This window comes from Syntrophorhabdaceae bacterium, assembly GCA_036504895.1.
Taxonomy (GTDB): Bacteria; Desulfobacterota; Syntrophorhabdia; order Syntrophorhabdales; family Syntrophorhabdaceae; genus PNOM01.
In genome coordinates, this window is the sequence record DASXUJ010000006.1 from 19679 (window position 1) to 33301 (window position 13623).

Annotated in this window: 9 protein-coding genes; 8 read left to right on the top strand and 1 reads right to left on the bottom strand. The window is 56.1% G+C overall.

Annotated features, from left to right (window positions below; all coding sequences use genetic code 11):
- Positions 1-57: 57 nt before the first annotated feature.
- The 3 genes from VGJ94_00685 to VGJ94_00695 all read left to right on the top strand — a co-directional run bounded on the left by VGJ94_00685 (position 58) and on the right by VGJ94_00695 (position 4844).
- The gene (locus tag VGJ94_00685; protein HEY3275108.1) at positions 58-435 is read left to right on the top strand and encodes a FixH family protein; all 378 of its coding nucleotides are present in this window, start codon (positions 58-60) and stop codon (positions 433-435) included.
- Positions 436-582: 147 nt separating this feature from the next.
- Complete coding sequence (locus VGJ94_00690; protein ID HEY3275109.1) at positions 583-1671, top strand: efflux RND transporter periplasmic adaptor subunit; 1089 nt, start codon at positions 583-585, stop codon at positions 1669-1671.
- Positions 1668-4844 (top strand): CusA/CzcA family heavy metal efflux RND transporter, encoded by a 3177-nt coding sequence (locus VGJ94_00695; protein ID HEY3275110.1) that lies wholly within the window; start codon positions 1668-1670, stop codon positions 4842-4844. Before VGJ94_00690 ends, VGJ94_00695 begins: the two co-directional genes overlap by 4 nt.
- A gap of 7 nt (positions 4845-4851) precedes the next feature.
- On the opposite strand, the gene VGJ94_00700 is transcribed toward VGJ94_00695, so the two are convergent.
- Positions 4852-5877: a hypothetical protein gene (locus tag VGJ94_00700; GenBank protein HEY3275111.1), complete on the bottom strand. Its 1026-nt coding sequence runs from the start codon at positions 5875-5877 to the stop codon at positions 4852-4854.
- A 327-nt stretch (positions 5878-6204) separates the two neighbouring features.
- On the opposite strand from VGJ94_00700, the gene VGJ94_00705 reads away from it, so the two are divergent.
- The 5 genes from VGJ94_00705 (at position 6205) to VGJ94_00725 (ending at position 13614) form a co-directional block, all read left to right on the top strand.
- A complete protein-coding gene (locus tag VGJ94_00705; GenBank protein HEY3275112.1) occupies positions 6205-7413 on the top strand; it encodes an MFS transporter in 1209 nt (402 codons plus the stop codon).
- A 45-nt stretch (positions 7414-7458) separates the two neighbouring features.
- The gene (locus VGJ94_00710) at positions 7459-7644 is read left to right on the top strand and encodes a hypothetical protein (GenBank protein HEY3275113.1); all 186 of its coding nucleotides are present in this window, start codon (positions 7459-7461) and stop codon (positions 7642-7644) included.
- A 303-nt stretch (positions 7645-7947) separates the two neighbouring features.
- Positions 7948-8163, top strand: coding sequence for a hypothetical protein (locus VGJ94_00715; protein ID HEY3275114.1), 216 nt, complete (start codon positions 7948-7950; stop codon positions 8161-8163).
- Positions 8160-10763, top strand: a complete 2604-nt coding sequence (locus tag VGJ94_00720) for a PAS domain S-box protein (GenBank protein ID HEY3275115.1) — start codon at positions 8160-8162, stop codon at positions 10761-10763. The genes VGJ94_00715 and VGJ94_00720 overlap by 4 nt, the downstream gene beginning before the upstream one ends.
- Before the next feature lie 472 nt (positions 10764-11235).
- Positions 11236-13614, top strand: a complete 2379-nt coding sequence (locus VGJ94_00725) for a cache domain-containing protein (GenBank protein ID HEY3275116.1) — start codon at positions 11236-11238, stop codon at positions 13612-13614.
- Positions 13615-13623: the final 9 nt, after the last annotated feature.

The following is a 13623-nucleotide window of genomic DNA, read 5'->3' on the forward strand; positions in this document are numbered from 1 at the left end:
ACAGGGGGAGTCAGGGATCTGCGTCGCGTCCGGGGTATGAAATTCATAGGAAAGCTGATGATGCTCCTTCTGGGGGTGTGGATTTGTATACCCTCGGCCTTCGCGCGGGATTTTGTAGTCCGTCGGAATGTGGGCGGCTACACTCTCGACATCGCCATTGACCGGAATCCTCCTATTCTCGGTCTCAACAAGGTGAAAATAGGGGTGAAAGACACGCAGGGAAAGGCCCTCACCGACATTCCCGTGACGGTGAACTACTACATGCCCCCCATGCCGGGCATGCCTCCCATGAACTATACGGTAAAGGCCCTTCCCCGGGGTGCGGAATATACGATGACAATGGATCTCATCATGACGGGTCCGTGGAATATAGTGATAAAGGCGACCGTGCAGGGGAAACTTCTCAGGGTGACGGTCCCGATTGACGTGAGGTGACTATTGGGCTCGGACCGGAACATAGGTGTGTCTTCCCGGACCATCAAAATCTCGATTGGGGGGGCAATAGTTATACTGCTCATCGCGGCAGGCCTCTTGTGTCCCTTTCATAAGGAAGAAAAGACGGCTCCCCCATCCGGAGCGGTGTTGGGGAATCAGTCTGCTTCTCCGGCCGGAGCCGCCCCCGGAGAGAGTGAAGCAACGAAAGTGGAAGTGCCTTCCGATGCGCAGCGCCTCATGGGCATCAAAATTGCGACGGTAATGACGGCGCCCCTCAGGAAGACCCTGAGGACCACGGGAAGGGTCGAGATTGACGAACGGAAGATCACTACCGTAAATATGAAAGTCGACGGTTGGGTAGAGACCCTCTACGTCAATTATGCAGGACAGCGTGTGAAGAAAGGCATGGCCCTCGCCGAGATTTATAGTCCTGAGCTCATGTCGCTCCAGCTGGAGATGATCAACCTTTCGAAGCTCGCGGAGCAGGGTTCCCGTTTTCAGAGAAATATCGAATTTGCATGGGGAGACCGGTATGGGACCACGGGCAGGCTGACCACCTTCGACACGGAGTCCCTTTTCCGCGTGGCCCGGCAGAAGCTTTCCCTCTGGGAGATCCCGGAGGAGCAGATAAGGAAGATCGAGGAGACAAAAACCCCGATCAGGACCGTCACGGTCCGGAGCCCCGCACACGGATATATCTTTCAGAAGCCCGTGGTGAAAGGCTCCCGGGTGGCCCCGGGGGAGAAGCTTTTTGATGTGGTCGATCTCTCCACGGTCTGGATCCTCGCGGATATCTATGAATATGAGGTGCCTTTCGTGAAGGCCGGACAAAAGGCCAGGATCACTCTCAGCTATTATCCGGAGAAGGAGATAGAGTCAAAGGTCGATTTCGTATACCCCTCCCTCTCCGGTCAGACGAGAACCGTGAAAGCTCGTTTTATTGTACCCAACCAGGACGGCCTCCTTAAGCCGCAAATGTTCGCCAATGTGGAGATGGAGATCGATTTAGGGGAGAGGCTCGCCATCCCCGAAACGGCGGTACTCGACACGGGGACGCGGCAGGTAGTCTACGTGGACGTGGGGGACGAACATTTCAGTCCGAGAGAGGTGAAGCTCGGTGCCAGGGGCAACGGCATGGTGGAGGTCCTGAAGGGCCTCAAGGCCGGCGAAAAAGTGGCTTCTTCAGGGGTTTTTCTCATAGATTCGGATGCAAAGCTTAAGGGCGTGAGCCGGTGATCGCACGCATCATCGAGCTTAGCGCGAAGAACCGGGTCGTCACCATATTAGTGGTCCTCATACTGGCGGGGTGGGGGTATTGGGCCCTTACCCAGTCTCCCCTCGACGCGCTCCCCGACCAAAGCGACACCCAGGTGATCGTCTATGCGGACTGGCCCGGCAGAAGTCCGGACCTGGTGGAAAACCAGATTACCTACCCCATCACTTCAACGCTCCTTGCCACCCCAAGGGTCAAGGCCGTGCGGGGGTTCTCCTTTCTCGGCAGCTCATTTATCTATGTCATATTCAAGGACAACACCGATATTTACTGGGCAAGAACGAGGGTCCTCGAATCCCTTCAGGCCGTGCGGGGGAAGATACCCCGGGAAGTGAACCCCGTCCTCGGTCCCGATGCCTCAGGGGTAGGCTGGGGGTTTTCTTATGCGCTGGTACCCGGCAGCGGTAAATTCGAGCCCTCGGAGCTCCGCTCCCTTCAGGACTATTACGTGAAGCTCGCGGTGGAGAGCGTGCCCGGTGTTGCCCAGGTGGCGAGCATCGGCGGGTTCGTCAAGCAGTACCAGGTGACCGTGGACCCGAACCGGCTCCTCTCTTACGGCATACCAATCAATAAAGTCTTCGAAGCCGTGAGGAAAAGCAACAGCGACGTGGAGGGGAGGGTAATCGAATTCTCCGGCGCCGAATATGTCGTACGGGGAAGGGGATATATCCGGAATCTCAAGGACCTCGAATCGGTGCCTGTGGGCGTGGACGGAGGCGGAACCCCGGTCCCTCTCAGGAATATCGCTTCTGTCGTCCTCGGCCCGGAATTGAGGCGAGGAGTCGCCGACCTCGACGGACGGGGAGAGGTGGCAGGGGGCATCGTGGTGGTCCGCTACGGTGAGAACGTGCTCGACGTGCTGGACCGCGTGAAGGAGAAGATTAAAAACGATATCGAGCCCGGCCTCCCGAAGGGGGTGAAGATAGTGCCTACCTATGACCGGTCGGACCTTATCCGGCAGGCGGTCGGCACCCTTCGGAACGAGATCGTCCTGCTTTTCCTCGTGGTCAGCCTCGTGAGCCTCGTCTTTCTGCTCCACCTGCCGAGCGCCCTGGTCGTGGCCCTCACGCTGCCGGGCGCGGTCCTCATCTCCTTCATTTTTCTCTATTACCTCAGGGTCACCTCCAACATCATGAGCTTAAGCGGCATCGCCATCTCCATCGGCGTGCTCGTGGACGCATCCATCATTATGGTGGAGAACGCCCACAAGAGGCTGGAAGAGCTGAGGCAAGGCGGGGAGGGTACGCCCGGGAGGAAAGAGGTGATTATCGAGGCCGCAAAAGAGGTGGGGCCTTCACTTTTCTTCGCCCTCATGGTCATTACCGTGGCCTTTCTTCCCGTTTTTACCCTTCAGGACCAGGAAGGCAGGCTTTTCAGGCCCCTTGCCTTTGCGAAAACCTTCGCCATGCTCGCCGCATCGGGCCTTGCCGTCACCTTGACGCCGGCGCTGATGACGATTTTTATCAGGGGCACTATCCGTCCCGAACATGAAAACCCGGTGAACAGGGCGCTCCAGAGGGTCTACGGGCCCGTGGTCCGCTTCAGCCTCGGAAACCGCGGCAAGGTGATCGCCGTGGCCCTGCTCCTCATGGCTGTTACCGCCTATCCTTGTATTAAACTCGGCAGTGAATCGATGCCGGCCTTTTTTGAGGGCGCCTTGTTCTATATGCCCGTCACGGCTCCGGGCATCGCCATTTCAGAGGCGGCTTCCCTTCTTCAGGCCCAGGACAGGATCATCAAGAGTTTTCCTGAAGTGAGCAGTGTGTTCGGAAAGGCAGGCCGCGCCGAGACGGCGACCGACCCCGCGCCCCTCGAGATGTTCGAGACCACGATTAACCTGAAGCCGAGGGCCCAGTGGCGCAAGGGTATGAGCGTCGAAAAGCTGACCATGGAGATGAACGATGCCCTGACCATGCCCGGTGTATCGAATGCCTTTACGGCACCCATAAAGGCGAGGATCGATATGCTCTCCACCGGCGTCCGCACTCCTCTCGGAATGAAGATCTTCGGTCCCGATATCGGTGAGATAGAAAAGATAGGGATCACGGTGGAGCAGTTCCTCAAAGATGTCCCCGGCACGAGGAGCGTCTATGCCGAGCGGGTCAATACGGGCTACTATCTCGATATCACGGTGAACAGGGAAGAAGCCTCCCGCTACAACCTCTCGGTCGATGAGGTGAACGAGATCATCCAATCCTCGATCGGCGGCGTCAACGTGACCACCACCATCGAAGGCAGGGGGCGCTATCCCGTCAATGTCCGTTACGCGAGGGAGCTTCGGGGTGATGTGGATGCTTTGAAACGGGTCCTCGTGCCTGTTGCCATGTCTTCGGCACAGCCCGATCTGCCGCAGATAGCCTCCCCGGGCTCCGCGCACGTGCCCCTGTCACAGCTCGCGGACATAAGAATTGAAAAGGGCCCTACCCAGATCAAGAGTGAAGCGGGCATGGCTACCGGATACATCTATATCGATCATGCCTCGGGAGATACGGGGACCTATATCGGAGAGGCGAAAAAGCGGCTCGCCTCCTTCAAGCTTCCCGACGGGTACCGCATCGAATGGAGCGGCGACTATCTGAGGCTCGAGAACATGCGGCGCCACCTGATCACGGTCGTGCCCGTTACCATCCTGCTCATCCTGACCCTTATCTATCTGAGCACAGGCTCCTTCGTGAAGACCGGGATCGTGCTCCTCTCCGTCCCCTTTTCACTCGTAGGCTCCTTCTGGTTCCTTTATATTTTCGGATTCCACATGAGCGCCGCAGTATGGGTGGGCATTATCGCCCTTGCGGGACTTGACGCGGAGACAGGGGTGGTCATGCTCCTCTATCTCGAACTTTCGTATTGGAAGAGAAAGAAGGAGGGAAGGTTGAGCAATTACTCGGATCTCACCGGGGCGGTGATGGAAGGCGCGGTAAAGAGGCTGAGACCTAAGATAATGACCGTCGCGACCATGCTCGCGGGCCTTATTCCCATTATGGCGAGCACCGGCATCGGCTCCGAGATCATGAAATCGATCGCCGCGCCGATGATCGGTGGGCTCCTAACCTCCACGGTGCTCGAGCTCGCCATCTATCCCGCCGTCTATCTCTCCTGGAAGAGACGGGAGCTGGCAAAGGTATTGACTGTTCCTTAAGCCCCCTTTACTTCCTCATGTACATGAAATCGACTTTTCCCGTCGCCATGAGGCAGAAGTGGGTGAAGCCGTATTTCTTTATGATCGACAGGGCGCGGTCGGCTTCCGATTTACGCTCCCCGAAGGCGATGAGCGTCCGCTCTCCTTCGCTCAATACCCAGCCCGTTTTTATCTGCCGGACCGTGATCGCGGCCGGAGCGAATGCCTTGCACGCCTCGCCCTTGAATTCTCCTGCAGGCGCCGAATCTCCCGAAAGCATATAATGAAAAGAGGGTTTCGGTCTCCCTATAAAACATGATTTGGTGATACGGTACCGGCTCATGACGGCAAGGCTGTTTTCCGCCTCCCTCTTGTCAACACCGAAGCCGAAAAGCACTTTTTTCCCGTCGCCGATCTTCCATATGTTCTTCTCCTGGTAAGCCCTCACCGCAGCCGCGTCGAAAAGCTCGCAGTCCTCTTGAATCTCGTTCGTTACTGCGGCTCCTTCCGCTCCCGGAGTAGTGCACCTCCCGCTGAAAAAGACGGAGTCGGACCTCACTTTGTTATTGACCGGAAATACGGCCTCGAGGTGGACCCAGCCCTCGAATGGGCTGGTACCGCCTTCGGCGCCGACGGAGAAAGTATGGCTCACCTCTTTGGTTCCGGCCTTTTCGAATGTGAGGATCTCGGGATTAGACGGGGGAGCATCCTTGCGGACGAACTTGTAGGCTACCTTTGTGGGATTATTCGCTGAAATATAGCCTTTGAGGGTAAAGGAGGCAGGGCAGGGTCCTTTGTGCAGGACGGGATTTATTTCAAGAGTTGCCGTTACGGAAACCCCGGTGCGCAGGCGGCGGGGATTGAAGGGGATGCCTTTTATTATTTCCTGCGGCTCGTCGACCGGCTCCGGCCCCGCCGCGGTACTTTCCTGCTCCCCGGCGGCGCTCTCTTCGGGAACGGCTTCCGCCCCGGCAAATCCGGAAACGAAAAGTAAGGTAATGCTGAATAGTGCCAGGGTCGCCAAAGCTGTCGCCCCTTTCTTCCGGATCGCCATAGGTCTCCTCCTGTTTCAGGTAATCGTCGAGTGATTGTACAAAGGGAGGCCCTTCTTGTCAATATCTAAAGCCGGCCGGAGGAGGAGACGCGGGCAGGATGAAAGCATCACGGGCTCTTTTTGCGGAACCACCGATTGAGGAAGAATATCATTTTAATGCGAGACGCCCCGGACCGAAGGGCCGTTCCGTCCCGGTGACTGGGAAGCTCCTGTTGACGGGCTCCCGGGCCATGTGGTAAGAGAACGGACGGCCCGATATCCATAGTAGACCTACTAAGAGAGGGAAAATGAAGGGGCTTCACCACAGGCAATGAAAGGTAAGGAATAATGCGCCACTCAGAATTACGCGGTAAGGCCCTCGCCTTTCTTCTCCTTCTCTGGCTCCTCTGGTTTCTCAATTTCTGCCTGAGGTCCGTCTTCTCCCCCCTGCTGCCTCTCATGGAAGACGAATTTCTCATCTCCCATGCCCGTGCGAGCAGCATATTCCTTTTTGTCTCCGCGGGGTACGCCCTTTCCATGTTCCTCTCGGGCATCTATGCGGGCAGGGTGGGTCTCAAGAAGACGATCCTCTGTTCCCTTTATATTTCTTCCATGGTCTGCCTTGCCATTCCTTTTGTGAAGCTTTTTCCCGCGCTCTATGGCCTTGGGTTCGTCCTCGGATTCTCGATCGGACTCTATCTTCCCGCGGCCATACCCATGATCACGGAATTTTTCATAGAACGAAAATGGGCGAGAGCGATCGCCATTCACGATTCCGGGGCCTCGATTGCAATTCTTGCGACCCCGCTTATCGCTCTCGCGCTCCTTCGCTACCTGTCATGGAGAGGCATCTTCGGCATCTTCGGCGTCGCCTGCCTCGGGTGTGCCGCTTTCTTTCATTTCTCGGTCTCCGAGCTCAGGATCGCCCGCTCAGAGGGCAATCTCTTCAGCGGGATCTTGAAAACAAGGTTTTTTTGGATAATGACGCTTTTGTGGATTTTTGCCGCGGGGGCGAACATAGGTATTTACCTGATAGTGCCGCTCTATCTCACCAAGGAGCTGTCTCTCTCTATGCATTACGCGGATGTCATCCTGAGTATTTCCCGTTTAGGGGGCGCGGCAATAGCCCTCCTGTGCGGATTTCTTGCCGACAGGTTCGATCTGAAGAAGATGATGTTCGTCATGCTCCTCATGGCCGGTATTTTTACCGTACTTATGGGTGTGGCGCCCGCCTCCGCCATAGGGGCCATGCTTCTTATGCAGGCGATCTTCATCACGGGTTTTTTCCCCCTTTCGATGGTATTCGTCACCCAGGCCTTCGGGAGGGAGGAAAGAGGTATGGCCACGGGTCTGATGCTGACCCTCAGCATCATATTCGGAGGAGGGCTTATCCCCTATTTTCTTGGCCTTTCCGGAGACCTCATCAGTTTCAGGTTCGGCATATCGCTCCTCGGGGTCATGGTCATTCTGTCGGCCTGGCTCCTCTTTCTCCTTCGAAAGACCGCCAACCCCATCCTTCTGCCTGGAACGGACACGTTGAAGGGGCAGGAAGACTGATTATATTAATACATGCGTTAAAAACTGCTTCACAGGGAGGGGCCTATGGAAGTGAGGATGTTCGCGAACAACGGCAATGCGGACGAGCTGGAGAAGGATATCAACACGTGGCTGTCCCGGGGTAAAGTCAAGGTAGTCGACATCAAACAGAGTTATACGTGCGACTCCAAGACCTGTTATGCCCTCGTATCCGTCTGGTATGAAAATGTAGACGATATGAACCGCATATAAATAAGAAGGTTTAGCCGCCCCATCAGCTCTCCCCAACAGTGAGGGGGAAAGTGAGGGATGTGCGATCCCGTAAGGAAAGGACCCATCCAGGGCCTCTTCCCGGGCCCGGTGTGCCGCCGGATTTACTCTGCCCGCCTTTTTATGATATATTTCCAGTATCTTTTCAATAATCTATACCGGAATAATGCCGTTTTTTCCTTTCCCCGCCCGGTGCGAGGTCCTCTTCGGAATCGGGGAAGAACGCGTGCCTTCTGCGGGGCAGATGACCTATTACCGGCTTCTCGCCGGGAGGAATAGAAAAGGATGACAGAAAGAAGAAACAGAAAGGTAGTCTTCCTTCCCGGAAAGAATTCGGCAGAATCCGTAGTGACTATACCTCGCGGCGCCGAGGCCCATGATGAATGCCCTCCCTTGCCGCTTTATGAGATGGAAGAGCCTTTCCGCGCGCTCATAGAAAACTGTGAAGAAGGGGTGGTGAAGAGAACTGCCTTTACTGTAACAGGATATTTTCCGAAATGATCGGGTGTGACGATCCCGAAGGCAGAGCAGGGGAAGCTCTTTCGGCCACCTTCTGTCCCGAGCGTCCGAAGGCTGACTTCCCTGTCGCCGAGCAGCAGGAAGAGCCTGCGAAGCCCCGGCGGATGCGGTGCAGGCTTCTCAAAAAGGATGGAACGACAATCCCGGTGGAGCTTTCTTCGTTCCCGATCGTCCTTCGCGATCTCCCCTTGTCCCTCGGGCTCGTGAAAAGCCTGGAAAAAGAAAATGGGCTCGAAGGTGCATTAAGGGAGAGCGAGTCGAGATACAGGGCCCTTTTTGAGGGGGCAAATGATGCCATACTCATCACCCGGGGCGAAGTTTTCGTTGCGTGCAATCCGAAGGCCCTTAAAATGTTCGGATGCGAGAAGGAGCAGATAATCGGGCGTACTCTTTACCGGTTCTCAGCTCCCCTGCAGCCGGACGGCATTGATTCCCGGACCGGCATAAAGGCGAGGGTAGGTGCGGTCCTCTCGGGCGAGCCCCAGTTCTTCGAGTGGCGCCATTGCCGCCTGGACGGGTCCCTTTTTGACGCCGAGGTAAGTCTGAGCGAGATGCGGACGGACAAGGAGACGCTCCTTCAGGCAATTATACGGGACATCACCGACCGCAGGCGGGCGGAGGAGGCGGCAAGAGAGAGCGAGCGGACCTACAGGGAGCTCGCCGATCTCCTGCCCCAGACAGTCGTGGAATTCAATGAAAAGGGATACCTTACTTTCGTGAACCGTAGCGGGTTCGAAGCCTTCGGCTACAGCATGGATGATCTGGTGCAAGGCCTCAGTGTATTTCACGCGATCGCCCAAGGAGAGCATGCCAGGTTGAAGCGGAATATGGAGCGCCTCCTGGAAGGCGAAGCGGTAGGGGGAAACGAATACACCATGCTGAGAAAAGGAGGGTCCGCCTTTCCCGGACTCGTCCATGCGAGTCCCGTGACGCGGGAGGGGAAACCGTCGGGCTTCAGGGCCATTGTAGTTGATATTACCCTTCGGAAACAGGTCGAAGAGGCGCTTGCCAAGAGCGAAGAGGCGCTGCTCGCCATGATCAACGCCACCCGGGAAGGCCTCTTCATGATTGACGGAGAGGGCCGGATACTCGTGGGCAACGGGGTATTCGCCGCGAGAATGGACAGGGGCCTCGATGAGCTTCGCGGGGCGTCCCTTTACGACCTCCTCCCTTTCGGGAGTAAAGACTTGTTCAGGGAAAATATCCGGAAGGTATTTGCCTCAGGAGAAACGGTCATGTTCGAAGACGTCCGGGAAGAGAGAGTATATCAGGCTTACGCCTATCCCGTTTTCCCTCTCTCCGGCCCAATCGAGAGGGTTTCCGTATTCGAGCGGGACATCACGCACCTCAAGGAGGCGGAGAGGGCACTCACCGAATCGGAAGAGCGTTACCGGCAAACCGTGGAGAATTTTCCCGAGGCAGTAGTGCTTGCCGAGGCCGAAAGCTTCTTCACTCTCAATCCCGCGGCCCTGGAGCTTTACGGAGTTAATCGCCCGGAAGGTCTTAAAGGCAAAAAGATTCTTGATTATATTGAGTTAAGGAACCGGGAGGTAGTGGCCGACCGGATCGCGCGGGTCACGCACACGGCCATACCCCTTTCTCTTCGGGAGATACATCTCCTTCGTGTCGACGGTGAGGTCATTCCCACAGATCTGACCCTGGGGACGGTGAACCATCACGGAAAGCGGATGCTTCAGGTGATCTTCAGAGACATCAGCCAAAGGAAGAAGGCGGAAGAGGCGCTCCGCGAGAGCGAAGAGAGATACAGGAACATATTTGAGAATGCCATGGTCGGAATATTCAGGACCTACCGGGAAGGCGGGCATATTGATATGAACCCTGCCCTCGCAAGGATTCACGGCTTCGAAAGCGCGGCGGAGATGACAGCTGAAATCAAGGATATGAGCTCCGTGCTCTATACGAACCCGGAAGACCGGGCCAGGTATGCGGCGGGCATGAGGTCAGCAGGTTTTCTCCAGGATTTCGAGGTCGAGCTCTACCGTAGGGACCGCAGCACCGTGTGGGTTTCAATGAACGTGCGGAGAGTGCGCGGTGCGGAAGGCAGGATGATCTATGATGAAGGAATAGTGGATGATGTGACCGAACGGAAGCGGGCGGAAGAAGCACTGAGGAAGAGAGAAAGAGACCTTGAAATAGAATCGATTCGCCTCGAAGAGGCGAATGCCGCTCTGAGGGTCCTCTTGAGGCATAGGGACGAAGATAAAACGGCGCTCGAAAATGCCGTCATGGATAATGTAAGGGAGCTGGTCCTCCCTTACATTGAAAAATTGAAAAGCCTTCATCCCGGGGGTACCCAGGCTGCGTACCTCACTATCCTCGAGGAGAACCTCAACAGCGTGTTTTCCCCTTTCCTCCAGAAAATGAATGCCCTCTATGCCCGCTTCACCCCCACGGAGGTTCAGGTAGCCAATCTCATCAAGAGCGGGAAGACGACCAAAGAGGTCGCGGAGCTCATGAACGTATCGGCGGGCACGGTCAATTCCCATAGAAACAGCGTGAGAAACAAATTGGGCTTGAGAAATAAGCAAATCAATTTAAGGACTTACCTGATGTCGCTCTAAAAATATAGAGATATCGTCTATATTACCTATATAGTTATATAGTATCACTCAGACTTAATCCCTTTAATTAATTACCCGATTATCCTTGTAGACAAGAAAGACAATCGCCGGAGCCGGACTCGTTGCCCCTGGACAGGGGCCGGCGGGCGCCCGGCAAATGTATGCAGATGAAGAATGAGAATTATTTTCTTGGGCGAATCCTGCAGGAAGGGAGAAGAGGGAAGGCGAAAGCCGGGAAATAGCTGCTTCCTCCGGCAACATCCGGGTGGCGGCCCATGGGGGAAAGCCTGCATCCCTTCCTGGAAAGAATAAGAGCCACAGGGGATATGCCCTGGATTTGGGCACGGATGAAAAGGGCGATGAAGAGTTTGAAAGATATTAGGCGCGGGGTGGAGGACGGGAAGGGAGGCCCGTCGTCCGCTTCCGGTGATTTTAACATTTGAGGGAGTATGGAGGCACAAGGGAGGATGTTATGAAGAGATTTCTGGAGAACATGAAGATTCAGAACAAGCTCAGGATCATCGTGCTCGCGGGTTTGGCGAGCCTCCTGATCATGGAGGCATACTCTGTCCTGTCGCTGAGGACCAGCATGCTTGAAGAGAAGAAGCTCAAGACAAAACATGTGGTCGAGTCAGCCGCAGGTATAGCCGACCATTACTACCGGCTTGTCAAAGAAGGCAGTATGAAGGAGGATGCGGCGAAACGCATGGCCATCAGTACGCTGAGAAGTCTCAGGTATGACGGGAAAGAGTATTTCTGGATCAACGATATGCGTCCCGCGATGGTGATGCACCCCTTTAAGCCGGAGCTTGAAGGAAAGGACCTTTCGGATAACAGGGATCCCAAGGGCAGGAGGATATTCGTCGAATTCACCGATATCGTGAAGAGCTCAAAGGCCGGATTCCTCGAGTATCTCTGGCCCAAGCCGGAAGTAAAGGACCCCGTGCCCAAAGTTTCATACGTGAAAGGTTTTGAGCCCTGGGGATGGGTGATCGGGTCAGGTATCTATGTGGACGACGTGAATGCCCTTTTCTGGAAGAAGGTGACTACCACGGGCATCATTTTTCTCGTAGTGGCAGGGGTGCTCGTACTACTTTCTTTGAAGATTACCCAGTGTATCAGGAAACCCCTCCAGGACCTGGTGACTGCAACCGACAAGCTGGCCATGGGACAGACGGATGTGGTGGTAGAGGGGGAGAGAAAGGACGAGATGGGAATGCTCTCCCGCTCTTTCGGGACTATGGCCGCGAACATAAAACTGCTCATATCGGACGCGGACGAGCTGGTAGGCCAGGCGGTTCAGGGCAGGCTCGATGCAAGGGCCGATGTGGCGCGCCACCAGGGAGATTTCAGGAAGATAATGGAGGGCGTGAACAGGACCCTCGATGCAGTGATAGGCCCCCTCAACGTGGCCGCAGAGTATGTGGACCGCATCTCGAAGGGAGACATACCTTTGAGGATCGAAGAGGATTATAAGGGAGACTTCAAAGAGATCAAGAACAATCTGAATAATTGCATAGATCATATAGGTGCGCTTGTGACAGACGCCGGGATGCTGGTGGGGGCGGCCCTCGAAGGAAAGCTCGATGTCAGGGGAGACGCGTCAAGGCACCAGGGGGACTACCGGAGGATCATCGAAGGCGTGAACGGGACTCTCGACGCGGTGATAGGACCCCTCAACGTGGCAGCCGAATATGTGGACCGCATATCCAAGGGCGATGTCCCCCCGAAGATTACCGAAGATTACAAAGGTGATTTTAAAGAGATTATCGGGAACGTGAACCTCCTTATAGATGCCATGAAGGAGGTGACCGCCGCCACCGAAGAGATCGCCGCAGGGAACCTTACCGTAACCGTAAAGGCCCGCTCTGACCGGGACGACCTGATGAAGGCCCTGGCCAAAATGGTAGAGCGGATCAGCGAAATCGTGGGCAGCGTTCAGGAGGCGACTACCCAGGTAGCGGGGGGCAGCAGCCAGATGAGCGCGGTGGCCGAACAGATCTCCCAGGGTGCATCGGAACAGGCTGCATCGGCGGAAGAAGCATCCGCCTCCATGGAGCAGATGGCATCGAACATAAAACAGAATACCGACAGTGCCCAGCAGACCGAAAGGATCGCCCTGAAATCGGCGGAGGATGCGAGGGAGAGCGGGAAATCGGTGGAGGAGACGGTCCGGGCCATGAAGGAGATCGCGGGGAAGATCACGATTATCGAGGAGATCGCCCGGCAGACGAACCTCCTCGCCCTCAACGCCGCCATAGAAGCGGCGAGAGCAGGGGAACACGGCAAAGGGTTCGCGGTGGTGGCGTCCGAGGTCCGTAAGCTTGCTGAGAGGAGCCAAGGGGCCGCGGGAGAGATCAGCGAGCTTTCCCGCTCCAGTGTGGAGAAAGCGGAAAGGGCCGGGGGCCTGCTCGATAAACTGGTGCCCGACATAAGGAAGACTGCGGAGCTTGTCCAGGAGATCGCCGCGGCGAGTGTGGAGCAGAACGCGGGCGCTTCTCAGGTGAATACCGCAATCCAGCAGCTGAATCAGGTGATACAGCAGAACGCCGGCGCCGCCGAGGAGATGTCTTCCATGTCGGAGGAGCTGTCGTCCCAATCGGCCCAGCTGCAGGGCACCATGGGCTTTTTCAGAACCCATTCGGACTATCGCACGGAGGCCTCTTCCCGGGGAGCGGCTTTTGTGCAGGCGGAGCAGGCAGGACTGAGGGCGGGAGAGGCAAGGAGAAAGGTTATCCCCGTACCGGAGCTTGTGAGGGATAAAGGGAACGGTCACGGTAAGGCGCGGGGTTTTTCCCTGAACCTATCTGACCAGAGCGGCTTTGGTGACGAAGATTTCGAAAGGATATAAGTGAGGAGG